Below are 26810 nucleotides of genomic sequence, written 5' to 3' on the forward strand. Positions count from 1 at the left end.
GCGAACAACCGGAGATGGGATGGGGATTGACAACAGGGGTGGCGCGGCTGGCTGGGATCGAACCAGCGACCCTTGGCTTCGGAGGCCAATACTCTATCCACTGAGCTACAGCCGCGCAGGGAATTACGGGTGTCCGAAGGATACAGTCTTTCTGTCCGCCCGTCCATGGCGAACTGCCGTGCTCATCCCTTATAACTAGTTACAACCAGCAAACTTTAGGACTATAATCGGCCGCTACCGGAGTTTGCAATTCGGCATGAAACGGCATGTCGAGCGGGTTCGCAAGTTTTTTTTATCCTCTAAGGAAATCATGAGCGACGCACATACCGAACATCAATCCCTCATTCGGACACCAAAGCAACTCGTCATTGCCGTTACGGGGTTCTTCCTCGTGATCGTGATCGGTATCATCCTCCTCGTTTCCTTTGTTACGACATCCCCAGTGACCGGCGCCGGCACCGATGGCCAGAACGCCGAAGCGATCACGGCACGCATGCGCCCGGTCGCGGAAGAAGGTTTCACGCTGGTCGATGCGAATGCACCGCGCGTACTGCTGGCCGGCGCCGCCGTCTATACGGCTACTTGCGCGGCATGCCATGACAGCGGCATGGCCGGCGCGCCGAAAACGGGCGATAACGGCGCCTGGGGCGCGCGTTTCGCGCAGGGCTACGACACGCTGCTCAAGCATGCGATCGAAGGCATCCGCGCGATGCCCGCCAAGGGCGGCAATCCAGACTTGGACGATGTCGAGGTCGCACGGGCCGTCGTGTTCATGTCTAACAAGAGCGGCGCCAGCTTCAAGGAGCCCGAAGCGCCGGCGCCAGCCGAGGCGGCACCGGCTGACGCCGCCTCTACCGATGCGGCACCTGCCGATACTGCGGGGCCTGCCGGAGCCCAATGACGGCATGATCCGGCATGCTCGTAGCCATGCCGGATGAGTTACTTGACATCACATCTTTGCTGCCAAATAATTTCCCCTCTTCATTACTCCGCGTTGCCCCTCCTCCGTTCCATCTTCTCAGCTATCGAATAATAAATGCAATAAACCCGTTTTCATACGAATAATATTCGTTAAAAACGGGATAATTTTGTGTTGCGTTTGCGAGAAATTCCGTGCGGAAAGTTTGATTCCACTAGGAATATCTTTTGCTTTGGCGTAACCTTCAGGTTCTCCCGTGGCAGAGAATCTCCTAGTCAGCCACAGCACTCTCCCGAGACCACAATGACCAACACCACGTATTCTTTTGCTGTCCGTACTGTCGTCGCCACCGTGTCCGGTGCCCTGCTTGCCGCCTGCGGCGGTGGAAGTTCGGTAGATAGCAATGCCACTTTGTCCGCTTCGATCGAAGCGACGCCTGTGTCTGCTTCGATGGAAGCGACCAGTCTGGCCAAGATTCAAGCCGGCCGCCCGACCGTGAACCCGACGCCGCCGGTCAAGAGCCCGGTCGCTACCAATCCAGCCGCAGCAATCACGAGCGTGAGCCTGGTTAACCAGGCCGCTGTAGTCCAATCAAACATGCCGTTCACCTTCGGCCAGGTATTCGCAGCCGGCCACCTTGCCAAAGGCATGTCGCTCACCGGCCGTCTCGATAACGGCGAAACCCTGCAACTGCAGGTCGATGCCAAAGCATTCCACCCGGATGGCTCGGTACGCCATGCCGTCGTGTCAGGCGTCGTCCCGACGATCGCCGCCAACCAGGTTAGCAAGATGACCCTGGCGCCAGCCACCGCTACGACTGGTCCTGCTGCCACCACGGCCCAGCTGCTTGGCAGCGGCTTTACTGCATCGGTCAGCGCCACGATTGGCGGCCAGCGTTATACTGCTTCGGCGGATGAACTCATCAAGGCTGGCCGCACGACGACCTGGCTGGCTGGTCCGACTGCCACCGAATGGCATGTGTCGGCGCCATTGAAAACTGCCAGCGGCCTCCAGCACCCCCACCTAACCGCCCGCTTCGCAATCCGCTGGTTCGATGCGGCCAAGAAAGCGCGCGTCGACGTCACCGTGGAAAATGCATGGGCTTACGAGGCATCTCCTAGTAATTTCATCTATGATGCAGAAGTACTGGTCGGCGGCAAGAGCGTATATGCAAAGCCAGCATTGGAACATTATCACCATGCACGCTGGCGCAAGGTCTTCTGGATGGGCTCGACCGAAGCCGACAGCATCGATGTCAAACTCGACACCGCGTACCTGCTCGGTACTGGGGCTGTCCCGAATTACGACCAGTCGATCGTCGTCAAGGAAGCTACCCTGGCTTTGTTCAAGAGCAACTGGACCGGAGCGAAGACCGAACCAATGGGCGTCGGCAGTGCCAATCCTTATATGCCATCGACTGGTGGCCGCGATGAGATCGGCTTGTTGCCGGCATGGGCAGCGACCTACCTGCTCAGCATGGATTCGCGCACCAAGCGGGTTACCCTGGCCAATGGTGACCTGGCAGGCAGCTGGTCGATTCACTACCGCGACAAGCTGACCGACCGTCCGGTCAGCGTCGTCGACTACCCATACATGACTACGCTGGGTAAGGCGAGTGATACGCGCAATCCGGCGACTGGCAAACGGGAAGCCTTCCCGGAATGCGCAACCGGCGCCAACTGCACGACCCCATACAAGCATGATACCTCGCACCAGGCATCATTTGCGTATGTTCCTTATCTGGTTACTGGCGACTATTATTACCTGGAAGAACTGCAGTTCTGGGCAATGTATAACATCCTGTCCGCTAACCCGGGATACCGTGAAACGCGCAAAGGACTTCTGCATTCCAATCAGGTACGTGGTCAGGCGTGGGGCCTGCGCACTCTGGCGCATGCTGCATTCATCACCCCAGACAGCGACAGCCTGAAATCGCACTTCATGGGATTCATGCAGAATAATCTGGCATGGTACAACGCTAACTATACCGATGACGTTAATGCAAACAAATTCGGTGTGCTGATCAATAAAGCGGTCGTGTATAACAACGGCCGAGGCATTGCACCTTGGCAGGATGACTTCTTTACCTCGGTTATCGGTCATTCCACTGAACTGGGCTTCACGGAAGCCAATCGCCTGCTGGTGTGGAAAGCCAAATTCCCTGTCCAAAGGATGAGCAATAATGGCCTGTGCTGGATCAGTGGTGCCATTTATTCGTTGAACATCCGCAAAAGCAGCACTGCGCCTTTCTTCACTGACCTGAAGCAAGCAGCCGCCGAAACCCAGGAAGCGTCCGTGCAAGCGCTGGCATGCGGAAGCGTGGCAATGGCTAATGCACTGAAGTTGAAAGTGGGCGAAATGACTGGATACTCGTCGGCAGCGACCGGCTATCCTTCGAACATGCAGCCGGCCCTGGCCTACGGTGCTCAAATCTCTGGCGAAACTGGCAAAACCGCGTGGGCTACGTTCATGGCGCGCACTGTCAAGCCTAACTACAGCACCGCACCGCAGTTTGCAATCGTGCCGCGCTAATCCATCAGCAAGGTAGTCAAAAGCCGGGATTGTTACCAATCCCGGCTTTTTTCGTTAACGCAAGCAAACCATACCGTCCTGATGCACAAGGTGGCGGCCGTCTGTGGATCCGTTTCCGGTACAAGCCGAGGCGCGGCACCGATGATCTTCGTACAACGTTACTCCTACTTCTGACTCATAATAGCGCCGCTCATCAATATTCTTTTGATGGCATCTGTGTTCAAACGATCTGAGTCACGTACTCAACCGCCAAGGAGGAAAACATGGACGCATCTGTCCAATCGGCTCTCGACGTCAGTGTCATCATGCCCGCGTTCAACCGATCCAGTCTGATCGTGCGGGCGCTGGAGAGCGTTCGTCGGCAGGCACGACCTCCCAAAATGCTGATTGTCGTCGACGATGCTTCGACCGACGATACGGTCGAGCAGGTCCTGGCCTGGAGCAAACACACGGCATTTCCAGTGACGATAGAACGGATGACCGTCAATGGCGGACCGGCCGCCGCACGCAATCGTGGCATGGCGCTCGCTACGACGAGCTTCATCGCGTTTCTTGATTCGGACGACGAGCACCTGCCTGGCACGCTGGAAAAGCTGGTAGGTGCGCTCGAGTCGCATCGCGACGCCGTGGTGGCGTTCGGCGACGCTACCAAGATCACACCCACGAAAACGATTCCGAATGCGATGTTCCAACAACGCATCGATGTCGGCAGGACGGTCGAACCTACCGCGCCTGGTGCGTCAACCTGGTGGCTACGCGATGCAAAAGCCACCTTGCTCAAGGCCAGCCTGATACCGACTTGCTCATCTTGCTTTCGGCGCGTGGATGCGCTGGCGATCGGCGCGATGCCGACTGCCTATCGTGCTGGCGAAGACTGGCTGTTCTGGTTGAAAATGAGCGAGCGTGGTCGCTTCGTATGCCTGCTGGAAGATCTTTCGGTGGTACACCGCCACGCGAACAATCTGACCCACCCCAGCGCTGCCGCCGATGCCTCGCGGCAGAAAATCATCGGGTACCAGACCTTGCTGGAGGGCTCCGCCGGCATCGCCTTGACGGACGCGCAACGCTCGGACATACGCGTCATGATGCATTCACGGGTGCAGGCCCTGCGCTACCAGGCATCGCGGTTGGGGTTGGCAGGGTATTTCCGGCAAATGGCCTGCGTTCCCGACTACACCGCAGCGACGTTCTTGATTGACGCGATCAAGTATCCAAAAAACATACTGCGAGCAATTATCGGATCCTGTGGCCTGCTTCCTGCGCCACGATCGGAATGACATCGACATCGCCTTCTCCCCAAGATGCGCATCGCACCTTGGGGAGGAGATTTCATGTCAGCGCCTTGGCGCCGGGCCAGCCTACCAGATAATCACCCGATCCTTCGGCGCCAGATACATCTTGTCCCCCGCCTTGACCCCGAACGCCTCATAGAAACCAGGCTGGTTCTTCAGCGTCCCGTTCGCACGGTACTGCGCCGGCGAATGCGGATCGGTCTTGATCTGGGCGATCTGCGCCGGCTCGCGCATCTTGGTACGCCACACCTGGCCCCAACCCATATAGAAACGCTGGTCGCCGGTAAGACCGTCGATGACAGGCGCCGGCTTGCCCTTGAGCGAAATCTTGTAAGCCTTGTAGGCAATCGCCAGGCCCGAGTTGTCGCCGATGTTCTCGCCCAGCGTCAGTTCACCGTTGACGTTATAGCCTTCCAACGGGCTGAAGGCGGCGTACTGCGCGATCAACGCCTTGGTCTTTTCGCCGAAGCGCTTGCCGTCTTCCTCGGTCCACCAGTTGCGCATATTGCCGTCGCCGTCGTACTGCGAACCCTGGTCGTCGAAGCCGTGGCTGATCTCGTGGCCGATCACGGCGCCGATGCCGCCGTAGTTGACCGCGTCGTCGGCATTGGCGTCGAAGAACGGCGGCTGCAGGATCGCGGCCGGGAACACGATTTCGTTCAGCTCCGGGTTGTAATAGGCGTTGACCGTCTGCGGCGTCATGCCCCACTCGTCGCGGTCGATCGGTTTACCCAGCTTGTTCAGCTCGCGGTTGTATTCCACTTCGCGCGAACGCATCACGTTGCCGACCAGGTCGTCGCGCTTGACGGTCAACGCCGCGTAATCCTTCCACTTGTTCGGATAGCCGATCTTGGGCGTGAACTTGGCCAGCTTGGCCTGCGCTTCCTTCTTGGTCGCGGGGCTCATCCAGTCCAGGGTGTCGATCGACTCCTTGTAGGCGGCCAGCAGGTTATTGACCAGTACTTCCATATGCGCCTTGCGTTCGGCCGGGAAGTGCTTTGCCACGTACAGCTTGCCGACCGCGTCGCCCAGGCTGCCCTCGAGGGTCGAGACGCCGCGCTTCCAGCGTGGCTCCAGCTGCGGGATGCCGGCCAGCGTGGTGCCATTGAAGGCAAAGCGCTGGTCGACGAAGGCTTTAGACAGGTAGTTGGCGTAGCCGTTCACGGTCTGGAACCGCAGATAGGCTTTCCAGGTCTCGAGCGGCACGCGGTTCAACACCTCGGCAAAGCCCTTCAGGTAGGTCGGCTGGCTGACGATCAGGTAGTCGGCCTTGCCCTGCAGGCCGGACGCCTTCAGCCATTGCTGCCAGTCGTAGCCGGGCGCCATGGCGGCCAGCTTGTCCAGCTCGACCTTGTTATAGGTCTTGATCGGGTCGCGGTTCTCGACCTTGGTCCACTGCACCTTGGCCAGCTCGGTTTCCAGTTCGACGATGGCCTTCGCATCGGCCGCCGCATTCTTGCCGCCGGCCAGCGCCAGCATCTTCTCGACGTGCTGCTGGTACTTGGCGCGGGTGTCGGCCAGCTTGGCGTCGTCCAGCTTCAGGTAATAATCGCGGTCGGGCATGCCCAGGCCGGCCTGGTACAGGTCGGCCACGTACCTGGTCGAATCCTTGGCATCCTGGTGGATGAAGAACACGAACGGCACGTTCACGCCGAGGCGGCCCAGGTGGGCGAACATGGCGGGCAGTTCGCCCTTGGTCTTGACTGCATTGATTCTACCCAGCTCACCGGCCAGCGGCTTGGCGCCGAGCTGCTCCAGGCGCGCTTCGTCCATGTAGCTGGCGTAGAAGTCGCCGATCTTGCGCGCCTCGGTGCCGTTGGCGCCGCTCTTTTCCATCGCCGCTTTCTCGATGATCGCGCGCAGCTGCGGCAGGGTGTCGTCGCGCAGCTGGTGGAAGGCGCCCCAGGTCGACTTGTCGGCCGGGATCTCGACGCTCTTGAGCCATTTGCCGTTGAGGTGTTCGAAGAAATCGTCCTGCGGACGCACGCCCGCCTCGATGTACTGGGTGGCGATGCCGGAAGAAGCCGTGCTTGCCTTGGCGGCGGTCGCTGGGGCGGCGGCGGCGCCGGATTCGGCGTGCGCGAACGAAGCCACCAGCACGAGCGCGGCGGCGCTCAACAAATGTCGTTTCATGGATTTCTCTCTCTTTATAAGTGTGAGTGCAATGCAAAACGGGCCGGCGCTATTGGCGCCGGCCCGTCGTCAACAGCCGCTTACCAGACGATCACGCGGTTTTCAGGGGCCACGTACATCTTGTCTCCCGGCTTCACACCGAAGGCCTCGTAGAACTCCGGCATGTTCTGCACGGCGCCGTTCGCACGGTACTGGCCCGGCGAGTGCGGTCCGTTCTTGACCTGGTTGACCATCTGCTGGTCGCGCATCTTCGAGCGCCATACCTGGCCCCAGCCCATGAAGAAGCGCTGGTCGCCGGTCAGGCCGTCGATCACCGGCGCCGGCTTGCCAGCCAGCGAGATCTGGTAGGCCTTGTAGGCGATCGACAGTCCCGCATTGTCGCCGATATTCTCGCCCAGCGTCAGTTCGCCATTCAGGTGGTAGCCCGGCAGCGGGCTGAAACCGGCGAACTGCTTGACCAGCTTGTCGGTGCGCTGCTTGAAGGCGGCGCGGTCCTCGGCGGTCCACCAGTCGCGCAGGTTGCCGTCGCCGTCGGACTGGCTGCCCTTGTCGTCGAAACCGTGGCCGATCTCGTGGCCGATCACCGCGCCGATCGCGCCATAGTTCACAGCGTCGTCGGCGCGCATGTCGAAGAACGGCGGCTGCAGGATCGCGGCCGGGAACACGATCTCGTTCATCGTGCTGCGGTAATACGCGTTCACGGTCTGCGGCGTCATGCCCCATTCGCTGCGGTCGACCGGTTTACCCAGCTTGTTGATGCGGTACTCGTACTCGAAGGTCGCGGAGCGCATCATGTTGCCGACCAGGTCGTCGCGCTTGATGGCCAGGCGCGAGTAATCGCGCCACTTGTCCGGATAGCCGATCTTGGGCGTGAACTTGGCCAGCTTGGCGCGCGCTTCCTTCTTGGTGGTTGGGCTCATCCACTCGAGCGTGTCGATCGACTGGCCATACGCCACGATCAGGTTCTTGACCAGTTGTTCCATGCGCGCCTTGCGCTCGGGCGGGAAATGCTCGGCCACGTACAGCTTGCCCAGCGCTTCGCCCAGCGCGCCTTCGACGGTGGCCACGCCGCGCTTCCAGTTCGGTTCCTGCTCGGTGGTGCCGGTCAGGGCGGTGCCGTAGAAGGCGAAGTTCTCGTCCTTGAAGGCCTTCGACAGGTAGGGCGCGTACTCGCGCAGCAGCTGCCATTCGAAATACGACTTCAGGGTCGACAGCTCGGTCTTGGCCAGCACCGCGTCCAGGCCGCTGAAATAGCTCGGCTGGTTGACGATGATGTAATCGAGCTTGTTGCCCACGCCGGCAGCGCCCAGGGCCGCCGTCCAGTCGTAGCCGGGCGCCAGCTTGGCCAGGCCGGCGACGTCGGTCTTGTTGTAGCGCTTGACCGGATCGCGGTTCTCGACCCGGGTCCACTGCACCTTGGCCAGCTCGGTCTCGAAATCGACGATCGCCTTGGCCTGGGCGGCGGCGTTCTTCTCGCCGGCCAGGGTCAGGATGTTCTCGACGTGCACCTGGTACTTGGCGCGGATGTCGGCCAGCTTGGCGTCGTCCAGCTTGAGGTAGTACTCGCGGTCGGGCATGCCCAGGCCGCCCTGCGACAGGTAGGTGGCATGTTTGGTCGATTCACGCATGTCCTGGCTGACGTAGATGCCGTACGGGGTCGACACGCCGATCTTCGACAGGTGGGCAACCAGCGCCGGCAGGCCCTTCTTGTCCTTCAGGCCGCGGATTCGCGAGAGCTCGCCGGTGAGCGGCTTGTAGCCCAGCGTATCGCGCTGCGCCTCGTTCATGTAGCTGGCGTACAGGTCGCCGATCTTGCGCGTCTCGCCACCTGCCTTGGCATCCTTCTGCGCCTTCTCGATGATGGCGTGCAGCTGCGGCGTGGTGTCGTCGCGCAGCTTGATGAACGTGCCCCAGCTCGACTTGTCGCCCGGGATTTCCGTGGTTTTCAGCCACTTGCCGTTGAGGTGAGCAAAGAAGTCGTCCTGCGGACGCACGCTGCTGTCGATGTACTGGGTGTCGATGCCGGAAATCGCGCCGGCCGGCGCGCTGGCGGCGGCGGGAGCGGTATCGGCAGGGGCGGCGGCCATGGCCGGCATGGCGAAAGCCGCCATCAGGGACAGGGTCAGGGTGCTCAGGAGGTGTCGCTTCACGGGAAATTCCTTACTTGCAGTCAATTGCAGGGGATGAATCGGTTCCGGCCGGACGCGCCTGCTGCGTGCCGGCAAAAGAACATTCTAGCGGGTAGGGAAACGCGCTCGCGGGCGGAGCGGCGATTTTTACTTTTCGATACACGGCACACATGTGTTTTCGCGTATGCATGTGTTGGATGATGACAACAAGGTGACACGTGCGCCCGATACCGCGCGAAGGGGAATGTACAATCCAGGCAGAGGCAGCCTGCCAGACCATACGGTATGCGAAAGTCGGACCAGGAAGAAAAAAGCCCGCGGTGGAGGCCGCGGGCAAAGACCACTTCAAGAGTGGAGAGAGAGAAAAACTGGTTCCAACTATAGGCTGCCTCATCCGCACGCCCTCCTACTCTTACAATTGCTTACCTTCGCTTTGACGAGTGCAACAGGTATTTACCTGAGCCACGTTGTTGCGGCGTCGTCGATGTCGTGCGGTGTTGCGCCGCCTCCCGCAAGCGCGCACGAACCGGTTTATACTGGGCTTGCGCTACCTCAGGCATCAGCTCGCGCGGCCGGTACTGTACGCGGCGCGTGCCGAACGACGCCATCAACGGATCAACCACCATGGGTTCCACCTTCAAGAATTCCTGCCTCGTCGGCCTGGGCGTGATCGCCGGGGTCGGCCTGACCATGCAATTCTCGGCCCTCGCCTTCAAGCCTCCGCTCGACGCCGCCATGCCGATCGCCGAGTTGCGCCAGCTGGCCGATGTGTATGGCGTCATCAAGTCCACCTATGTCGAACCGGTCGAAGACAAGGCCCTGCTGTCCGAAGCGATCGCCGGCATGGTCGCTTCGCTCGACCCGCACTCGGCCTATCTCGATCCACGCGCCTTCCGCGAGCTGCGCGAAGGCACCGAGGGCCGCTTCGTCGGCGTCGGCATCGAGATCGCCGTGAGCGAGGATGGCTATATCGAGATCGTCAGCCCGATGGAAGATTCGCCGGCCTACCACGCCGGCATCAAGGAGGGCGACCTGATCACCCGCATCGACGGCCACCCGGTCCAGGGCACGCCGATCGACGACGCCATCAAGCGCATGCGTGGCGAGCCGGGCACGCGCGTGACGCTCACGGTGGCGCGCAAGGATGCGCCCGAGCCGCTGGACTTCACCATCGAGCGGCGCGAAATCGTGCAAAAAAGCGTCAAGGCGAAGATGGTCGAGCCGGGCTACGCCTGGCTGCGCATCGCGCAGTTCCAGGAGCCCACGGTGGACGATATGGCGGCCAGGCTGCAGGCGCTGTACCGCGAAGACCCCGACATCAAGGGCCTGGTGCTCGACCTGCGCAACGATCCCGGCGGCCTGCTGCAGGGCGCGATCGGGGTGGCCGCCGCCTTCCTGCCGCAGAACGCCGAAATCGTGTCGACCAACGGCCAGCTGCTCGAGCAGCGCCAGCGCTACTACGCCCGCCCCGAGTTCTACATGCTGCGCAGCGGCGCCGATCCGCTGGCCAGCCTGCCGCCGGCATTCAAGAACCTGCCGATGGTGGTGCTGGTCAATACCGGCTCGGCCTCGGCCTCCGAGATCGTGGCCGGCGCCCTGCAAGACTATAAACGCGCCGCCATCCTCGGCAGCCAGACTTTCGGCAAGGGTTCGGTGCAGACCATCCGCCCGATCGGGCGCGACGCCGCGGTCAAGCTCACCACCGCGCGCTACTACACCCCGGCCGGGCGCTCGATCCAGGCGCGCGGCATCGTGCCCGACTTCCCGGTCGATGAAACGCTCGAAGGCGATGGCTTGAATGCGCTGCGCATGCGCGAAGCCGACCTGCAGCACCACCTGGCCAACGGCGCGGGCCCTGAAGTCGCCACCCGCGAGGACGATATCGAGGAGCAGATGCGCCTCCTGGCCGAGGCGCGCACCCGCAAGCCGCTCGACTACGGCAGCGCCGACGATTTCCAGCTGGCCCAGGCCCTGCGCCATCTCAAGGGCCAACAAGTGGTGCTGTCCAAGCGCGCGGGCGCCGCCACCACGCTGGCCCAGCAACAGCACTGAAGCCAACCCGCCCGTCCCCTGCCGCGACCGATTCCCACGCCCGTTCCGAGCGTGTAGAATCGGCCCACCTTGCGGACAACTCCGCTTATTTTCCTTGAAAGTTTGCTGAATATGAAACCTGTCGTCATCAGCGGCACCGGCCTGTTTACGCCACCGCATTCCATCTCGAACGACGAGCTGGTGGCAGCCTTCAACGCTTACGTCGAACTGCACAACCAGGAACACGCGGCGCAGATCGCAGCGGGCGAGCTCGCGGCGCTGGAACCGTCGAGCAGCGGCTTCATCGAAAAAGCATCGGGCATCAAGTCGCGCTACGTGATGGAAAAGAGCGGCATCCTCGACCCGACCCGCATGACGGCGCGCATCCCCGAGCGCTCCGACGACCAGATCTCGCTGCAGGCCGAGATGTGCGTGGCCGCCGCGCGCGACGCGCTCGCGCGTGCCGGCAAGCAGCCGCAGGACATCGACATGGTGCTGGTCGCCTGCAGCAATATGCAGCGTGCCTACCCGGCCATGGCGGTCGAGGTGCAAGAGGCGCTGGGCATCGACGGCTTCGGCTTCGACATGAACGTGGCCTGCTCCTCGGCCACCTTCGGCATCGCCACCGCGGTCGACGCGGTGCGTGGCGGCCGCGCGCGCGCGGTGCTGGTGCTGAACCCGGAAATCACCAGCGGCCACCTGAACTTCCGCGACCGCGACAGCCATTTCATTTTCGGCGACGCCTGCACCGCGATCGTGATCGAAGCGGCGGAAACGGCCACCGGTGCGCACCAGTGGGAAATCCTCGACAGCCGCCTCCAGACCAGCTTCTCGAACAATATCCGCAACAATTTCGGCTTCCTGAACCGCTTCGACGAAGCCGGCATCGGCCAGCCCGATAAGCTGTTCCGCCAGCAGGGCCGCAAGGTGTTCAAGGAAGTGTGCCCGATGGCGGCCCAGACCATCGCCGACACGCTGGCGGCGGCCGGCCTCGAGACCAAGGACGTGGCGCGCTACTGGCTGCACCAGGCCAACCTGAACATGAACCTGCTGATCGTGCGCACCCTGCTCGGCCGCGATGCGACAGCCGACGAAGCGCCGGTGATCCTCGACAGCTATGCCAATACCTCGTCGGCCGGCTCGATCATCGCCTTCCACAAGTACCAGGACGACCTGGCGGCCGGCACCAATGGCGTGATCTGCTCGTTCGGCGCCGGTTATTCGATCGGCTGCGTGGTAGTGCGCAAGAAGTAAGCGTGACCCGGCGGCGGCCGGGTCATTTACTACAGGCGCGCCGCCAGTTCCGCCCCTTCGCGGATCGCGCGCTTGGCATCGAGTTCGCTCGCCAGCGCCGCGCCACCGATCTTGTGGAAGCGCGGCCCGCCGCTGCTGCCAGCGGCCGGCATCAGTTCCGCCAGGCTTTCCTGCCCGGCGCAGATCACCACATTGTCCACTTCCAGCAAACGTTGTTCGCCGCCCACCGTGATGTGCAGGCCGGCGTCATCGATGCGTTCGTACTGCACGCCGGCCAGCATGGTCACCCCATTGCGCACCAGCGTCGCGCGGTGCACCCAGCCCGAGGTCTTGCCCAGGCCTGCGCCGGGACGCGTGGTTTTTCGCTGCAGGAGCCAGACCTGGCGCGGCGGCTGCGGCGCCGCGGGCGGCGTCAATCCGCCCGGCAGCGCTACCAGCGGATCGACGCCCCACTCCCGCATCCAGTGCGCGGCCGGCACCGGCAGTGCCACCCGCGGATCGTGCACCAGGAATTCGCCGGTATCGAAACCGATACCACCGGCGCCGATGATGGCCACCCGCGCGCCAACCGGCCGGCCGCCCTGCACGACGTCGATGTAACTCAATACCTTCGGGTGGTCGATGCCGGGAATCGCCGGCGTGCGCATGCGGATCCCGGTCGCCACGATCACTTCGTCGAAGCCCTGGGCCAGCAGTTCTTCGCGCGTCACCCGACAGTTCAGGCGCACGTCGACCCCAAGCAGGTCCAGGCGGCGCCCGAAGTAGCGGATGGTCTCCGCGAATTCTTCCTTGCCCGGAATGCGCATCGCGATATTGAACTGGCCACCGATACGGTCGTTAGCATCAAACAGAGTCACCTGGTGCCCACGCTCGGCCGCCACCGTCGCCGCCGACAGGCCGGCCGGACCGGCGCCGACCACCGCGATGCGGCGCGCCGCGGCTGTCTTGCGAAACACCAGTTCGGTTTCGTGGCAGGCGCGCGGGTTGACCAGGCAAGTGGCGCGCTTGTTGGCGAAGGTGTGATCGAGGCAGGCCTGGTTGCAGGCGATGCAGGTATTGATCTCGTCGACCCGCCCACTGGCGGCCTTGGCCACGAAATCGGGATCGGCCAGGAACGGGCGCGCCATCGAGACCAGGTCGGCGTCGCCGCGCGCCAGGATATCCTCGGCCTCGCGCGGCATATTGATGCGGTTCGAGGCCACCACCGGAATGTCGACGTGCTTGCGCAGGCGGCCGGCGATCTCGGCAAATGCCGCGCGCGGCACCGAGGTGACGATGGTCGGGATGCGCGCCTCGTGCCAGCCATAACCGGTGTTGAGGATCGTGGCGCCGGCGGCCTCCAGCGCCTTGGCGACCAGCACGACCTCGTCCCAGGTATTGCCGCCTTCGACCAGATCGAGGACCGAATGACGGACCATCAGGATGAAATCGGGGCCGACTGCCGCACGGATGCGGCGCACCACCTCGACCGCCAGGCGCATGCGGTTCTCGATCGGTCCGCCCCACCGGTCGGTACGGCGATTCGCGCGCGCGCACAGGAACTGGTTCAGCAAATAGCCTTCGCTGGCCATGATCTCGACGCCGTCGTAGCCGGCCGTGCGCGCCAGCCTGGCGCAGCGCACATAGGCGCGGATGGTCGACTCGATGCCGGCTTCGGTGAGCGCCTTGGGCTTGAAGCGCGAGATCGGCGACTTGATGGTCGAGGCCGACACCACGAATGGCTGGTAACCGTAGCGGCCCGCGTGCAGGATCTGCATCAGGATCTTGCCGCCCTCTTCGTGCACCGCGCGCGTGACGCGCCGGTGGTTGGGCACGTCGAGCAGCGTGTTGAGGGTGCCGCCGAACGGCAGCAGCCAGCCCTGGCGGTTGGGGGAAATGCCGCCGGTGACGATCAGGCCCACGCCGCCGCGTGCGCGTTCGCGGTAGAAGGCGGCCAGCTTGCCGTAGTTGTAGAAGCGGTCTTCGAGCCCGGTGTGCATCGAGCCCATGATGACGCGGTTCTTGAGGGTCGTGAACCCCAGGTCGAGCGGCGCCAGCAGGTGAGAATAAGGGGTAGTCATCGCGGCATTACACCGCGATTTTCTGGAGTCGTGCGTCTAAACGACTTGCCCTTACGTCAAGCCAGGTGGCTTTCGCGGTCGCGCACTTCGGCGAAGCTCTCGATGCTGCCGATGCTGACCACCACCGGGTTCAGGCTGGCGCCGGGCGACATCGGACGCCAGGCGAACTGCCATTCCTGTTCCCGCGCCTGGCCGGCGCTCTTGGTGAAGGCGGCGCCCAGCGGCGAGCGGCTGCCGTACTCGATGGCGCCATCGATGCCGGCCCAGTTGGGCAGCATGCGCTGCACGGCGCGGTGCAGGCGCTCGCCGAATTCCTCGGTATTGTGGATCACCAGGCAGGCGTCGCTGGGCGTGATGATGTCGAACAGGCGCTTGTCCCAGACGGTGGAAAACGAGACGTGCAGGAAGCCGCCGTTGGGTTCGAGGCGGAACTGGCCGGTCTTGAGCGCGGTGTCGAGTTCGGTGCGCAGCGCGTAGCGGTGCAGGGTCGGAGGGCGTTGGTAGTCGTGCATAAGGTTCTTTCTTGCCGCGCCCTCAAGCCGATGGCGGCGCTGGCGGCGGCGGCGGTGGCTGCATGAGCATGATCTGCTGATGCTGCATGCGCATGAAGCGCGAGGCGATGAAGATCTCGCGCAAAAAATAGACAAAGCTGCTGATCAGGCCGAGCATCGCGAACACGAAGCAGGCGGCGATGTACTGGTCGAGCGGAATGCCGGTGGTATCGCCCGCGAACAGCATCGCGATGACCACGCACACCAGCAGGCCGCAGGCGGTGCTGGAGGCGATCGCGAAGTTGATCAGGTGCGAGCGCTGGTAGAGCAGTTCGAGTTCGCTCGAGAACTCGGCGTTGGGGCTGACCTTGAGCCGGTCCTCGAGTACCCGCGTACGGTCGATGATGCGCGCCAGGCGGTTGGTCAGCACGGTCAGCTTGGTGGCCACGCCGGTGAGCAGGAACACCGGCGCGATCGCCAGCTGGATGACGTGGCCGATGTCGCTGATCTGGATATTCATAAGAACACGTTTGAATTGTTGTAATGTGCCTGGGACGACCGCTGCCTACGGTGCATGCGTAGGGTGGACGGCTACGCCGTCCACGCGTTCAACCTGCGTAAGCATAGTGTACCAGCCACGCCCCCCAACAACCTCATTCGAAACGACGGTGCAGCTTGAACTGCTCGGTGGCCGCCACCAGCGCCCGTGCAATCCCCTGCTCCAGCGCGCCATGTCCGGCATCGGCGATCATCTCCAGCCTGGAACCCGGCCACGCCGAATGCAGGCGCCAGGCCGCCAGCGGCGGGCAGATCACGTCATAGCGCCCCTGCACGATCACGGCCGGCAGGTGGGCGATGCGCGCCAGGTCGCGCAGCAGCTGGTCTTCTTCGAGGAAGGCGCCATGCAGCATGTAGTGCGATTCGAGCCGCCCCACGCCCAGGTCGAGCGTATCGTTCGACACTTCTTCGGGCTGCGGCAACAGGAACACGCGCCGGCCCTCGAAGCGGCTCCAGGCGCGCGCGGCCGGCCAGTAGACGGCCGGGTCGTGGCACAGCAGGCGGCGTGCATAGGCTTTCAACAGGTCGTGCCGTTCATCCTGCGGGATCGGGGCCACGAACTCTTCATACAGCTCGGGATAGAACCAGCGCACCTCGTTGATGAACCAGTCCACTTCGGCGCGGGTGCACAGGAAGATCCCGCGCAGCACGAAGCCGAGGCAGCGTTCGGGATGGGCCTGGCCATAGGCCAGCGCCAGGGTCGAGCCCCAGGAACCGCCGAACACCAGCCACTGCTTGATGCCGAACAGCGCGCGCAGGCGCTCGATGTCCTCGATCAGGAGGCCGGTGGTGTTGTTGCGCCACTCGCCCAGCGGCGTGGACTTGCCGGCGCCGCGCTGGTCGAACAGGATCACGCGGTAGGCGCGTGGATCGAAGAAGCGGCGGTGCTGGGGCGACAGGCCGGCGCCGGGGCCGCCGTGCAGGAACAGCACCGGGATGCCGTCCGGGTTGCCGACTTCTTCCCAGTAGATCGTGTGCATCTCGTCGACCGCCAGCATGCCGTGGCGATGGGGCTGGATCGGCGGGAACAGCGACGGCGGCGTGACGGGCATGGCGGCTCTTGTTGGCAGTGATTCAAGAAGCCGATTGTAACGTATGGACAGTCGGTTCAAAAGAAGGTGTTGAGGGCATGGCGGACGTTGTAATCGTCGTCCACCGCCAGCAGCAGCGGCCACTTGTCGAAGGTGGTGCAGGGGTGCGAAATGCCGCAGCCGACCAGGTCGCCGACCGCCAGGCTGGCGCACAGCGGGTCGCCCTCGGGCAGCCGCAGGTAAGCGTGCTGGTCGTTCATCTTGACGATGGCGCAACCGGGCGGCAGCGCGGTCGGGACCATCGCCTCGCCCGGCCGCGCCGTGTACAGCGGGATCGGCAGGTCGGCATCGTAGGACGCGTCGCGCTTGCCCATGGTGAGGATGGCCAGCGTCAGCTCGGGGCGCGACTGCACGGCGCTCCAGACCTCGAGGGCCGGCCGCAAGCCGTCGTGCGCCGCGCCTTCGCGCGCATTGAGCTCGTCGATGTGGCGCCGGTACATGCCGTGGTCGCTGGTCAGATAGCAACCGCTGCGCAAGATGGGGCGGACCGGACGCGACAGGCCGCCGACACCCTGGAGGCCGCGCGCCACCAGGTCGAAATAGGACGAGCCGCCAGCCGACAGCAGGATCTCGGGCGCGTCGAACAGGCCTTCGGCGTCGGCGTCACGCACCAACGCCGCCAGTTGGGCGAGGAATGCATCCACCATGCGCAGGTCGTGCTCGCGGTCGTCGCTCACCAGCAAACCTTCATACCCTTCGAAGCCGGCCAGCGCCAGGCCCTCGGCGGCGGCGATGGCGCGCGCCACGTCCATCGCCTCTTGCGGCGTGCGGCAGCCGGCGCGCTTGCCGGCCAGGCCCAGCTCGACCAGTACCGGAAGCGGCCGGGCCAGCTTGTACGCGGCCACCGCCTGCGCCAGGCGCGCCACGCCGGCGTGCGAGTCGGCCAGCACGATGCAGGCGAAATCGGGATCGTCGTGCAGCAGCGCCAGCACGGCCGCGATGTCGGCGCGCGCCACCAGCTGGTTGGCCAGCAGCACACGGCGTACGCCGAAGCGGTGCGCCACCTGGACCTGGGTCGCGGTAGCCAGGGTGATGCCCCACGCGCCGTTGGCGAGCTGGGCGCCGAACAGCTGCGGACTCATCGTGGTCTTGCCGTGCGGCGCCAGGCTGATCCCACGACGCTCGCAGAAGGCGCGCATCCACGCGAGGTTGTGGCGCAGGCTCGCTTGCTTGAGTACGGCGACCGGGAAGCTGGTGTCGCCGCGCAACACATTCCAGCCCTGCACGCTGATCGCGCCCTGGCGCAACGGTTCGCGCAAGGGCAAACCCTTGGTGCCGGGAAGCAGCAGCTGTTCATCGAGGCTGGACAGCGCGAGGCCGCCGTGGGGAAGGGTATGCATGGCTTGGTCCCGGCAATGTGGATGCGCCAATTGTAGATCGGTGTGCAGGCAATGGCGCAGGCGCTACCTCTTTATCGCGACAGATTGTGAACAGTTCACTGTTACAACCTGTAACGGATTTTCCTACCGGCAGGAGTTATGCTCGGAAATGTTTCGCGGCGTCACTTGCAAAAGACACATTCGTTCATACTCCAGGGAAAAACCATGTCTTCACGTCATACTGTTCAGCTAGGCACTATCCTCGCCCTACTCGGTTCGGCCATCATCCTCCCCGCGCATGCCGCAACCTTGTCGGTCGGCCCGGGCAAGACCCACACCACACCATGCCGCGCATTCGCAGTCGCGAAAGCTGGCGACCGGATCGAGATCGCCGGCAACACGACCTACCGCGGCGACGTCTGCGCGATCAAGCCCAGCAAGCTGACCATCGTCGGCGTGAATGGCCGCCCCAAGATCGATGCTGGCGGCAAGAACGCACTCGGTAAGGGTACCTGGGTGGTGCAAGGCAACGATATCGTCATCGAGAACGTCGAGATGTTCGGCGCCAAGGTTCCCGACAAGAACGGCGCTGCGCTGCGCCTCGAAGGCACGAACTTCACCCTGCGCCGGGCCTTTATCCACGATAACGAAAACGGCATCCTCAGCGGCGTCAACACCGCCAGCAAGATCGTGATCGAGAACAGCGAATTCGGCCACAACGGCAATGGCACCGGCCAAACCCACAACCTGTATATCGGCAATGCCGGCAGCCTGACGTTCCGCTTCAATTATTCGCATGATGCAGACGTCGGCCACAACCTGAAGTCGCGCGCCCGCATCAATACGATCGCGTACAACCGCTTCTCGAGTACCGTGCCAGGCCAGACCGGCACCACCGCCAGCGGCAAGCCCAGCTATGAAATCGACCTGCCGAACGCGGGCACGTCTTATATTGTCGGCAATGTGATCCACCAGCCGGCCGCACACAGCAATTCGAACCTGGTTTCCTACGGAGCCGAAGGCGCCAGCAACCCTGGCCACGATTTGTATGTGGTCAACAATACCTTCCTGAACGACGACAGCGCCCGTGGAACCTTTGTGATGATCGGCGCCAAGGTCACCAAGAAAGCTCTGCTGCAAAACAATATCTTCGGCGGTACGGGCGCTGTGACCAACCAGGTCGGGGCCGTCGAAAAGACCAACTACCGTTCGGTGGCGCCGGGCTTCGTCAACCGCGCCGTCTGGGACCTGCGTCCGACCGCCAATGCCCTGATCGTGAATGCCGGTTCGGCGCCGCCGACGGTGAACGGCTTCTCGCTCAAGCCGGCCTATGTCTATCAACACAGTGCTTCGGCCGCCACTCGCCCCGCCGTCAAGTCCATCGACGTCGGCGCCTACGAATCGGCGCTGTAAAGCAGGCATCAATTAACAATGCCGTCCAGCTTGCGCTGGACGGCATTGTTGACTTAGTGCTGATCCTAAGGGATCACGACATGTGCTGACCGCCATTGATCGCGATATTCGCGCCAGTGACGAATGCCGCTTCGTCGGACGACAGATAGGCCACCAGGCCCGCCACTTCCTCGGGCTTGCCCAGGCGGCCCATCGGGATTTGCGGAATGATCTTCGATTCCAGCACTTCGCTTGGGATGTCCATCACCATCTTGGTGCCGATATAGCCTGGCGAGATGGTGTTAACGGTCACGCCCTTGCGCGCCACTTCCAGCGCCAGCGCCTTGGTGAAGCCGTGCATACCGGCCTTGGCCGCCGAGTAGTTGGTCTGGCCGAAAGCACCCTTTTGGCCATTGACCGACGAGATATTGATGATACGGCCCCAGCCGCGCTCAACCATGCCGTCGCAGACCGGCTTGGTCATATTGAACACGGAATCGAGGTTGGTCTTGATCACGGCGTCCCAGTTGACCTTGTCCATCTTCTTGAAGGTCATGTCACGGGTGATGCCGGCGTTGTTCACCAGCACGTCGATCGGACCGACGTCAGCGATCACCTGGCGTACGCATTCCTGGGCCGCGTCATAGTCGGCCACGTCGCAGGCATAGGCCTTGAAGTCGAGGCCCTGTTCTTTCATGGCGCCGAGCCAGGCGTCGACCTTGGTATTGCCCGGCGAGAAAGTGGTAACGACCTGATATCCCAGTGCGGCCAGCTTGATGCACACCGCTTCGCCCAGGCCGCCCATGCCGCCGGTTACTAATGCTACTCGAGCCATTGTCTTCTCCAGTTTTATTGTGTCAAACATTCCACGTGAAACCGGCGGCCGCTGCCGCTGCAGCGTGCCACCGCTACCTACCGACTACTCGCCTCAGTCGCGCTCAACCGCCAGCGCCACACCCATGCCGCCGCCGATGCACAGGCTGGCCAGGCCGCGCTTGGCGTCGCGGCGGATCATTTCGTGCAGCAGGGTGACCAGCACGCGGGCGCCGGAGGCGCCGATCGGGTGGCCCAGCGCGATCGCGCCGCCGTTGACGTTGATCTTGGAGGTATCCCAGCCCATCTGCTTGTTGACCGCGATGGCCTGGGCCGCGAAGGCTTCGTTGATTTCCATCAGGTCGACGTCTTCGTGGGTCCAGCCGGCCTTTTTAAGGCACAGCTGCGAGGCCGAGACCGGGCCCATGCCCATGATTTGCGGGTCGAGGCCGGATGACGAATAGGCCTTGATGCGCGCCAGCGGGGTCAAACCCAGCTCTTTCGCTTTCGAGGCGCTCATCATGATCACGGCGGCGGCGCCGTCATTGATGCCCGACGCGTTGCCGGCGGTGACCGAACCTTCTTTATTGAATGCCGGACGCAGGCTGGCCAACGCCTCGAGGGTACTGCCTGCCTTGGGGTATTCATCGGTGTCGAAGACGGTCGTGCCCTTCTTGGTGACGATCTCGACCGGGATGATCTCGTCCTTGAATTTGCCTTCCTTTTGAGCAGCCTCGGCCTTGAGCTGCGATTGCAGCGCGAATTCGTCCTGCTCGGCGCGGCTGATCTCGTATTTCTTGGCAACGTTCTCGGCGGTGACGCCCATGTGGTACTGGTTGTAGACGTCCCACAGGCCGTCGACGATCATGGTGTCGGTGAGCTTGGCGTCGCCCATGCGGAAGCCGTCGCGCGAACCAGCCAGCACGTGCGGCGAGGCACTCATGTTTTCTTGCCCGCCGGCGATGACGATCTCGGCGTCGCCGCAGCGGATCGCCTGGGTCGCCAGGTGGGTTGCCTTGAGGCCGCTGCCGCACACCTTGTTGATGGTGTAGCCCGGCACCATGTCGGGCAGGCCGGCCTTGATCACGGCCTGGCGCGCCGGGTTCTGGCCGACGCCGGCGGTGAGTACCTGGCCCATGATGACTTCGCTGACCGCTTCGGGTGCGATGCCGGTCTTGGCCAGCAGGTGCTTGATCACTTGCGCGCCGAGTTCGGCAGCGGGAATCTTGGCGAGGGTGCCGCCGAACTTGCCGACTGCGGTGCGGCCGGCGGCTACGATGACTACGTCTTCCATTTCAATCTCCGTTCAGCCGGCCGCGGGCCGGCATGGTTCAGAATTTCCCTCGGACCAGGCGCCCCGTGCAATGCGAGAACGCCTTGTGCATGGGATTAATATAACCTCAAGTCACGAAATGAGGGGCCCATGCTGCTGTTTATGCAACAGCAATCTTAGCAGTTTATTCATCGAAAACAACCCGGCAGTTGCACTGATTTGATCTACCGCATGACTTAATTTTTGGTTGCCAGCAAACGTTCAATTTCTGTTAGGAATGATTCGTGCGCGTCTGTCCTTTTCTACAATTTTCACAGTAGAATGCACAAGCGCAACGCCAACCAGACCGTTCTATGCCCAAAATCACGCTTCCTATCGAGATCAAGATTTCCACGGTCGTTGCCATTTCCACGATCCTGCATGCGGCCGACCTCGACGCCATCGATTCCGCACTGGAACAAATGACGGGGGGCGTCTCCGATTTCTTCGAGGACGAGTTCGCAGTGATCGACGTGGCCGCTATCGCGCCCGAAGCGCCAGCGCTCGACTGGGCGGCGCTCGTGTCCCTGCTCAAGAAATATCGCCTGAATGCGGTCGCCGTACGCGGCGCCGGTCCAGCGATGATCGACGCGATCCGGGCCCAGGGCCTGGCGCTGGACGACGGTTCGAGCGGCGTGCGCGCCGGCGGCCATGCGGCCGCGCCACCGCCGGCGCCGGTGGAGCAGGAGAGCCCGGGTGCGCGCCCGCGCGGCAACGAGGTGGCTGCGGCAGCGACAGCCGCTCCGGAACCGGCCGTCGCAACGCCGGCCCCGGCCGCGCTGCCGGTGATCGTCGACACGCCGGTGCGCGCCGGCCAGCGCATCTATGCGCGCGGCACCGACCTGATCGTGACCGCGGTGGTGAACAATGGCGCCGAACTGATCGCCGACGGCAGCATCCACGTGTATGCGCCGCTCAATGGCCGCGCACTGGCGGGCGCTTCCGGCAATCCGGACGCGCGCATCTTCGCGCTGTCGATGCAGCCGGAGCTGGTGTCTATCGCCGGCGTATACCGCACGTTCGACGAAGGTTTTCCGTCCGACCTGGCGCGCCAGCCGACCCAGATCAGGCTGGTCGGCGACCGGATCGAACTGCAATCGATGGCTCCGGCACCGCGCGCCTGATCCCCGAACTGAACAGATACTGTAAAGGACTTTTTTGTGGCGAGAATTATTGTTGTGACGTCCGGCAAGGGCGGTGTGGGTAAGACGACCTCGAGCGCGAGCTTCTCCACCGGGCTGGCCATGCGTGGCCACAAGACCGCGGTGATCGACTTCGACGTCGGCCTGCGCAATCTCGACTTGATCATGGGCTGCGAACGCCGTGTGGTCTATGACCTGATCAACGTGGTCAACGGCGAAGCGACCCTGAACCAGGCCCTGATCAAGGACAAGCACTGCGAGAACCTGTTCATCCTGCCCGCCTCGCAGACGCGCGACAAGGACGCGCTGTCCGAAGAGGGCGTGGAACGGGTGCTCAACGACCTGGTCAAGATGGACTTCGAGTTCATCATCTGCGATTCGCCGGCCGGCATCGAGCACGGCGCGCTGATGGCGCTGACGTTCGCCGACGAGGCGATCGTGGTCACCAATCCCGAAGTGTCGTCGGTGCGCGATTCGGACCGCATCCTGGGTATCCTGCAGGCCAAGTCGCGCCGCGCCCAGAGCGGCAGCGAACCGGTCAAGGAACACTTGCTCATCACCCGCTACTCGCCCAAGCGCGTCGAAGCCGACGAGATGCTTTCCTACCAGGACGTGCAGGAAATCCTGCGCATTCCCCTGATCGGCATCATTCCCGAATCGGAATCGGTGCTGCACGCTTCCAACCAGGGCAACCCGGCGATCCACTTCAAGGGGACCGATGTGGCCGATGCCTACGAAGACGTCGTTGCGCGCTTCCTGGGCGAAGAGCGTCCGCTGCGCTTTACCAACTACGAAAAGCCGGGACTGTTCCAGCGCATCTTCGGAGCCAAGTGAGATGGCATTGCTTTCATTCCTCTTCCCCGAAAAAAAGAAGAGCGCGACAGCCGCCAAGGAACGCCTGCAGATCATCATCGCACGCGAACGGACCAACCGCGCCGGTCCGGACTTCCTGCCGGCCCTGCACCAGGAACTGATCGCGGTGATCTCGAAGTACGTCAAGGTCAATCCCGATGACATCAAGGTCTCGCTCGACCGCCAGGGCAACCTGGAAGTGCTGGACGTAAACGTGGTGCTGCCCGATACCTGAGCCGGCCCACTATGCTGGCAACAATGCCCGCCGCGTGCGGGCATTTTCTTTTGGCATAGCGTGAACGGCTCTTCCGTCCGCTACACTGAGACGATCGAGCAATTTTTAGCCAATTTCGAGCATTAAAAGTATCGATACCCTTGCCTATACTGGGTTCATGGCTGCAACACAGCAGGCAGCCAGCCAAGCCAACCCAACGCTATTTTGACAAGGAGTTCATCATGACCCGACTTGCTTCCCGCCCAGTCTCGGAGGCCACCGGCGCCGCCGCCCACCTGTTTACCGCCATCAAAGGCGCCATCGGCACCGTGCCGAACGCCTACCGCGACATCGGCAGCAACAGCCCGGTGGTGCTGGAATCGGTGCTGGCCCTGGACGCCAGCCTGAAGAAAACCGCGCTGTCGGCGCGCGACATCGAAGTCATCAAGCTGGCGGTGAGCGCCACCAACGGCTGCGACTACTGCGTGGCCGCGCACAGCCTGATGGGCAAGATGGCCGGCCTGCAGCCCGAGGCGCTGGCCGCCGTGCGCCAGGGCGTCGCCAGCGGCAACGTCCGCGAGGACGCGCTGGCCGACTTCGCCCGCCACCTGGTGACGACCCGCGGCACGGTCGACGCCAGCGTGATCGAGGCGATCAGGGTGGCCGGTGTGACCGACGCGCAGATCGTCGACGTCACCCTGGCGATCACGGCGATCACCTTGACGAACCTGTTCAACCGGATCAACGATACGGTGATCGATTTTCCGAAAGTCGCTTGAACGCGTCGCATGGTGGGTGGACGGCTTTGCCGTCCACGCGTTCAGCCACCGTCACATGACCAATACCGGCTCTTTCGCCGGCCCGCTGACCGCGCCGCCATTGACCTGCTCAGTGGTGGCGTCGTCACCGCCATCCTCTACCGGCTGCGGCGCCTCGCCCACCGCCTCGGCGCGCTCGAGCTCCTGCACTACCTTCACGCAGGCCTCGACGTGCTGCGAGCCCATCCGCTTGAACAAGGTGTAGCCGATCGCCGCCGAAGCGATCTGCCCGGCCAGCGGCACCATCTTGGCCGTGGTCTTGACCGCCATCCGGCCGGCCACGACGCGGAACAGGCGCGCTACCGCGCCTCGCGTCACCAGTTTGCCGACCAGCATGCCGCCCACCGAGGCCGCCGCCTTGTAGGCGATCACGCGCAGGCGCGGGTTGAGGCGCTCGATCTGCTGCTGGGTCAGGCCGAACTCGGCATTGATTTCATCGACCAGGGTAGCGAAACCGGTGATGTCGGCCAACAGGTCCAGGCCAGGCACTGGCACCGCAGCGACTGCCGCCGACATCGCGGCGCGCTTCTTGACCAGGGCCAGGCAACGAATGCGGGTAGCATCGATCGCGACTCCGCTGACGGGCACCCGATCCTCGGGCACCGTGACATTTTTGCGCATAAACAACATAACTTCCCCCCCTACATTATCTGAATGACATATAAAATTCAGTCTACGCCAGTGGGAAGATTTTCTGCGTGGTCCCGTTAACACAACAGTCTGATAGTACAAATGTCACCTTTTGGTGTCTGGGCCATGTTTATCAGTAGCATCGTTTTGTGAAAGTCTGATATATTTGGTTTAACTTTGTAGGAATCTTCCTACATAGGCAACTTTTCAATATATTGTCCTGTCATGAAGATCGCCGTACTGGAGCAAGATCGTCCCCAAGCTGACCTGATTTGCCAGGTCCTCAGTGCTGCTGGCCACAGCTGCCAGTCTTATGACAGCGCCAGGGAATTATTGGCTCAGCTGCGCAAGGACAGTGCCGACATGCTGGTGATGGACTGGAACGTGCCGGATATGGACGGTGTCGAAGTGCTGCGCCGCGCCAAGGAAAAGTTGGCCAGCGCCGCACCTACCATATTCCTGGTCGGGAACAATGCCGAGGACGACATCATTGCCGGCGTCACTGCCGGCGCCGACGACTACCTGGTCAAGCCGCTGCGCCGCGGCGAACTGGTAGCGCGCGTCTCGGCCCTGTTGCGCCGCGCCTACCCGTCGCAGAACAGCGCCGAGCAGCTGCAATTCGGCCCCTACACCTTCGAAACCCGTCCAGGCCGTCTGCTGAAGGACGGTTCGGTGATCGACGTGACCCAGAAGGAATTCTCGCTGGCACTGCTGTTCTTCAGGAATATCGGCCGCCCGCTGTCGCGCGCCTACATCCATGAATCGGTCTGGGTCCGGGAAAACGATGTGCCGTCGCGCACCATGGATACCCACGTTTCGCGCGTGCGCAACAAGCTCCACCTTCGGCCAGAGAACGGCTTCCGCCTTGTGCCGGTCTATAGCTATGGCTACCGGCTGGAAAAGTTGGGAGCCTGACTGCGACCACGGTCAGAATCAGGGCAGGGTAACGAGCTTTCTGCAACATCAGCCTTAGTTGATGGCGCAGCCACACAAATTGCTTGCAATATCGATAACGCCTGTAGATACTTCGATACATTTCTCTGCAGGCGAATATGAATCAACTAGAAAACGTCGAAGCCGATCGCCGTTGGCGTTTGGCGCCAGCCTGTTTCTCAGTCCTTGCTGTACTGTTTGGCCTATGTGTCTTCGCTACGGTATATCTTGCAACAGCACAACTCAGCGGTATTGGGCTAGTCATACCTTATCGCAGCATGGTCGCCGTGGCTGCAACCGCAGTGGTGCTGTTGGTAATATTGCGCGCTGTCGAGTCCCGTGGTGTCATGGCGATCGCGTTTCCTACTAATAGCGGTTGGATCCACCTGCTTTTAATCGGTATCGCATTGCGTCTTGTTGTCTGGCATCTTGGCCAGCCAAATGCTCCGGTAAGCGACGGCGCGGCCTATCTTCAGCTTGCACGGTTGATCGTAGATGGAGAGCCCTACTTTCTCAATGGTCATGCGTTCTGGCCTCCCGGAACGCCGTTTGTCTATGCCGGGTTCATGACGCTCTTGGGGGACACGAACTGGCTCCCATTATTGGTCAATCTTGCCTTCTTTTCGGTCAGCTGCTTCGCTGTGAGGCATTTGGCACAGCGCGTCGATGGTACTGGACATGTCGCTCATATTGCCTTGCTAATACTCGCGATATGGCCTGAGCTGGTCTTCACAGCAGGCCATGTCAGTAAAGAAACATTGTTGCTAGGGAGACGCTGATTAATTCGGCCGCTCCGGTTCCCGCCGGTGCCGCAACCTGAGACAATGACGCTACGTTCCTCGCCCGCCATCGATCATGCAAAAGAGCTTCTCCGACCTCGAATACGCCGCCAAGA

At 62.6% G+C, this 26810-nt stretch carries 22 protein-coding genes and 1 tRNA gene; 12 read left to right on the forward strand and 11 right to left on the reverse strand.

From position 1 onward, the window contains the following. Positions 1-39 precede the first annotated feature (39 nt). Positions 40-115: transfer RNA gene (locus GNT67_RS02870), tRNA-Arg, on the reverse strand. Between the two features lie 195 nt (positions 116-310). Between GNT67_RS02870 and GNT67_RS02875 the strand changes: the two genes are divergently transcribed. From GNT67_RS02875 to GNT67_RS02885, 3 genes are all read left to right on the forward strand, one after another. Next, complete coding sequence (locus GNT67_RS02875) at positions 311-901, forward strand: c-type cytochrome (protein ID WP_159628401.1); 591 nt, start codon at positions 311-313, stop codon at positions 899-901. A 321-nt stretch (positions 902-1222) separates the two neighbouring features. Beyond that, positions 1223-3451: an RIFT barrel domain-containing protein gene (locus tag GNT67_RS02880; RefSeq protein WP_229407898.1), complete on the forward strand. Its 2229-nt coding sequence runs from the start codon at positions 1223-1225 to the stop codon at positions 3449-3451. 263 nt (positions 3452-3714) lie between these two features. Beyond that, positions 3715-4728 carry a glycosyltransferase gene (locus GNT67_RS02885; protein WP_159628403.1) on the forward strand — a complete coding sequence of 338 codons (1014 nt, stop codon included), beginning with the start codon at positions 3715-3717 and terminating at the stop codon, positions 4726-4728. An 81-nt stretch (positions 4729-4809) separates the two neighbouring features. Here GNT67_RS02885 and GNT67_RS02890 read toward each other — a convergent pair whose 3' ends face one another. Together GNT67_RS02890 and GNT67_RS02895 are read right to left on the reverse strand one after the other, a co-directional pair. Further along, entirely contained in the window at positions 4810-6876 is a 2067-nt protein-coding gene (locus GNT67_RS02890) for a M13 family metallopeptidase (RefSeq protein ID WP_159628405.1), read from the reverse strand. A gap of 80 nt (positions 6877-6956) precedes the next feature. Continuing rightward, positions 6957-9026, reverse strand: coding sequence for a M13 family metallopeptidase (locus GNT67_RS02895; protein ID WP_159628407.1), 2070 nt, complete (start codon positions 9024-9026; stop codon positions 6957-6959). A 603-nt stretch (positions 9027-9629) separates the two neighbouring features. Between GNT67_RS02895 and GNT67_RS02900 the strand changes: the two genes are divergently transcribed. Together GNT67_RS02900 and GNT67_RS02905 are read left to right on the forward strand one after the other, a co-directional pair. Beyond that, positions 9630-11057: a S41 family peptidase gene (locus tag GNT67_RS02900; RefSeq protein ID WP_159628409.1), complete on the forward strand. Its 1428-nt coding sequence runs from the start codon at positions 9630-9632 to the stop codon at positions 11055-11057. 111 nt (positions 11058-11168) lie between these two features. Next, positions 11169-12290 carry a beta-ketoacyl-ACP synthase III gene (locus GNT67_RS02905; RefSeq protein ID WP_159628411.1) on the forward strand — a complete coding sequence of 374 codons (1122 nt, stop codon included), beginning with the start codon at positions 11169-11171 and terminating at the stop codon, positions 12288-12290. A gap of 29 nt (positions 12291-12319) precedes the next feature. Here the strand turns inward: GNT67_RS02905 and GNT67_RS02910 are convergent, their stop codons facing one another. The 5 genes from GNT67_RS02910 to GNT67_RS02930 form a co-directional block, all read right to left on the reverse strand. Beyond that, positions 12320-14350, reverse strand: coding sequence for an NADPH-dependent 2,4-dienoyl-CoA reductase (locus tag GNT67_RS02910; RefSeq protein ID WP_159628413.1), 2031 nt, complete (start codon positions 14348-14350; stop codon positions 12320-12322). A 56-nt stretch (positions 14351-14406) separates the two neighbouring features. After that, complete coding sequence (locus GNT67_RS02915; RefSeq protein WP_159628415.1) at positions 14407-14862, reverse strand: hypothetical protein; 456 nt, start codon at positions 14860-14862, stop codon at positions 14407-14409. A 22-nt stretch (positions 14863-14884) separates the two neighbouring features. Next, complete coding sequence (locus tag GNT67_RS02920) at positions 14885-15361, reverse strand: DUF2721 domain-containing protein (protein ID WP_159628416.1); 477 nt, start codon at positions 15359-15361, stop codon at positions 14885-14887. A gap of 133 nt (positions 15362-15494) precedes the next feature. Next, a complete protein-coding gene (gene pip / locus GNT67_RS02925; RefSeq protein ID WP_159628417.1) occupies positions 15495-16451 on the reverse strand; it encodes a prolyl aminopeptidase in 957 nt (318 codons plus the stop codon). Positions 16452-16507: 56 nt separating this feature from the next. Then, positions 16508-17830 (reverse strand): amino acid deaminase, encoded by a 1323-nt coding sequence (locus GNT67_RS02930; protein WP_159628418.1) that lies wholly within the window; start codon positions 17828-17830, stop codon positions 16508-16510. A 204-nt stretch (positions 17831-18034) separates the two neighbouring features. Here GNT67_RS02930 and GNT67_RS02935 point away from each other — a divergent pair, with 204 nt between their 5' ends. Beyond that, a complete protein-coding gene (locus tag GNT67_RS02935; RefSeq protein ID WP_229407899.1) occupies positions 18035-19222 on the forward strand; it encodes a hypothetical protein in 1188 nt (395 codons plus the stop codon). A gap of 73 nt (positions 19223-19295) precedes the next feature. On the opposite strand, the gene phbB is transcribed toward GNT67_RS02935, so the two are convergent. Both phbB and GNT67_RS02945 read right to left on the reverse strand, forming a co-directional pair. Then, the gene (gene phbB, locus GNT67_RS02940; protein WP_159628419.1) at positions 19296-20036 is read right to left on the reverse strand and encodes an acetoacetyl-CoA reductase; all 741 of its coding nucleotides are present in this window, start codon (positions 20034-20036) and stop codon (positions 19296-19298) included. 93 nt (positions 20037-20129) lie between these two features. Then, on the reverse strand, positions 20130-21308 hold the full coding sequence (locus tag GNT67_RS02945; RefSeq protein ID WP_159628420.1) for an acetyl-CoA C-acetyltransferase: 1179 nt from the start codon (positions 21306-21308) through the stop codon (positions 20130-20132). Between the two features lie 332 nt (positions 21309-21640). Between GNT67_RS02945 and minC the strand changes: the two genes are divergently transcribed. The 4 genes from minC (at position 21641) to GNT67_RS02965 (ending at position 24313) form a co-directional block, all read left to right on the forward strand. Then, complete coding sequence (minC, locus tag GNT67_RS02950; protein ID WP_159628421.1) at positions 21641-22450, forward strand: septum site-determining protein MinC; 810 nt, start codon at positions 21641-21643, stop codon at positions 22448-22450. A 36-nt stretch (positions 22451-22486) separates the two neighbouring features. Next, positions 22487-23302: a septum site-determining protein MinD gene (gene minD / locus GNT67_RS02955; RefSeq protein WP_159628422.1), complete on the forward strand. Its 816-nt coding sequence runs from the start codon at positions 22487-22489 to the stop codon at positions 23300-23302. A gap of 1 nt (position 23303) precedes the next feature. Beyond that, positions 23304-23555 carry a cell division topological specificity factor MinE gene (gene minE, locus GNT67_RS02960; protein WP_005663943.1) on the forward strand — a complete coding sequence of 84 codons (252 nt, stop codon included), beginning with the start codon at positions 23304-23306 and terminating at the stop codon, positions 23553-23555. Between the two features lie 221 nt (positions 23556-23776). Then, the gene (locus GNT67_RS02965) at positions 23777-24313 is read left to right on the forward strand and encodes a carboxymuconolactone decarboxylase family protein (protein WP_159628423.1); all 537 of its coding nucleotides are present in this window, start codon (positions 23777-23779) and stop codon (positions 24311-24313) included. A 51-nt stretch (positions 24314-24364) separates the two neighbouring features. On the opposite strand, the gene GNT67_RS02970 is transcribed toward GNT67_RS02965, so the two are convergent. Beyond that, positions 24365-24973 carry a hypothetical protein gene (locus GNT67_RS02970; RefSeq protein WP_229407900.1) on the reverse strand — a complete coding sequence of 203 codons (609 nt, stop codon included), beginning with the start codon at positions 24971-24973 and terminating at the stop codon, positions 24365-24367. 234 nt (positions 24974-25207) lie between these two features. On the opposite strand from GNT67_RS02970, the gene GNT67_RS02975 reads away from it, so the two are divergent. Continuing rightward, positions 25208-25897, forward strand: a complete 690-nt coding sequence (locus GNT67_RS02975; RefSeq protein ID WP_159628425.1) for a response regulator transcription factor — start codon at positions 25208-25210, stop codon at positions 25895-25897. 137 nt (positions 25898-26034) lie between these two features. After that, entirely contained in the window at positions 26035-26694 is a 660-nt protein-coding gene (locus tag GNT67_RS02980) for a glycosyltransferase family protein (protein WP_159628426.1), read from the forward strand. Positions 26695-26810: the final 116 nt, after the last annotated feature.

It is taken from the genome of Massilia puerhi (genome assembly GCF_009861485.1).

Bases quoted from the DNA above. Each gene is read 5' to 3' on its own strand.
- GNT67_RS02875 (WP_159628401.1), top strand. From the start codon at position 311: ATGAGCGACGCACATACCGAACATCAATCCCTCATTCGGACACCAAAG.
- GNT67_RS02880 (WP_229407898.1), top strand. From the start codon at position 1,223: ATGACCAACACCACGTATTCTTTTGCTGTCCGTACTGTCGTCGCCACC.
- GNT67_RS02885 (WP_159628403.1), top strand. From the start codon at position 3,715: ATGGACGCATCTGTCCAATCGGCTCTCGACGTCAGTGTCATCATGCCC.
- GNT67_RS02890 (WP_159628405.1), bottom strand. From the start codon at position 6,876: ATGAAACGACATTTGTTGAGCGCCGCCGCGCTCGTGCTGGTGGCTTCG.
- GNT67_RS02900 (WP_159628409.1), top strand. From the start codon at position 9,630: ATGGGTTCCACCTTCAAGAATTCCTGCCTCGTCGGCCTGGGCGTGATC.
- GNT67_RS02905 (WP_159628411.1), top strand. From the start codon at position 11,169: ATGAAACCTGTCGTCATCAGCGGCACCGGCCTGTTTACGCCACCGCAT.
- GNT67_RS02910 (WP_159628413.1), bottom strand. From the start codon at position 14,350: ATGACTACCCCTTATTCTCACCTGCTGGCGCCGCTCGACCTGGGGTTC.
- GNT67_RS02915 (WP_159628415.1), bottom strand. From the start codon at position 14,862: ATGCACGACTACCAACGCCCTCCGACCCTGCACCGCTACGCGCTGCGC.
- GNT67_RS02920 (WP_159628416.1), bottom strand. From the start codon at position 15,361: ATGAATATCCAGATCAGCGACATCGGCCACGTCATCCAGCTGGCGATC.
- pip (WP_159628417.1), bottom strand. From the start codon at position 16,451: ATGCCCGTCACGCCGCCGTCGCTGTTCCCGCCGATCCAGCCCCATCGC.
- GNT67_RS02930 (WP_159628418.1), bottom strand. From the start codon at position 17,830: ATGCATACCCTTCCCCACGGCGGCCTCGCGCTGTCCAGCCTCGATGAA.
- GNT67_RS02935 (WP_229407899.1), top strand. From the start codon at position 18,035: ATGTCTTCACGTCATACTGTTCAGCTAGGCACTATCCTCGCCCTACTC.
- phbB (WP_159628419.1), bottom strand. From the start codon at position 20,036: ATGGCTCGAGTAGCATTAGTAACCGGCGGCATGGGCGGCCTGGGCGAA.
- GNT67_RS02945 (WP_159628420.1), bottom strand. From the start codon at position 21,308: ATGGAAGACGTAGTCATCGTAGCCGCCGGCCGCACCGCAGTCGGCAAG.
- minC (WP_159628421.1), top strand. From the start codon at position 21,641: ATGCCCAAAATCACGCTTCCTATCGAGATCAAGATTTCCACGGTCGTT.
- minE (WP_005663943.1), top strand. From the start codon at position 23,304: ATGGCATTGCTTTCATTCCTCTTCCCCGAAAAAAAGAAGAGCGCGACA.
- GNT67_RS02965 (WP_159628423.1), top strand. From the start codon at position 23,777: ATGACCCGACTTGCTTCCCGCCCAGTCTCGGAGGCCACCGGCGCCGCC.
- GNT67_RS02970 (WP_229407900.1), bottom strand. From the start codon at position 24,973: ATGCGCAAAAATGTCACGGTGCCCGAGGATCGGGTGCCCGTCAGCGGA.
- GNT67_RS02975 (WP_159628425.1), top strand. From the start codon at position 25,208: ATGAAGATCGCCGTACTGGAGCAAGATCGTCCCCAAGCTGACCTGATT.
- GNT67_RS02980 (WP_159628426.1), top strand. From the start codon at position 26,035: ATGAATCAACTAGAAAACGTCGAAGCCGATCGCCGTTGGCGTTTGGCG.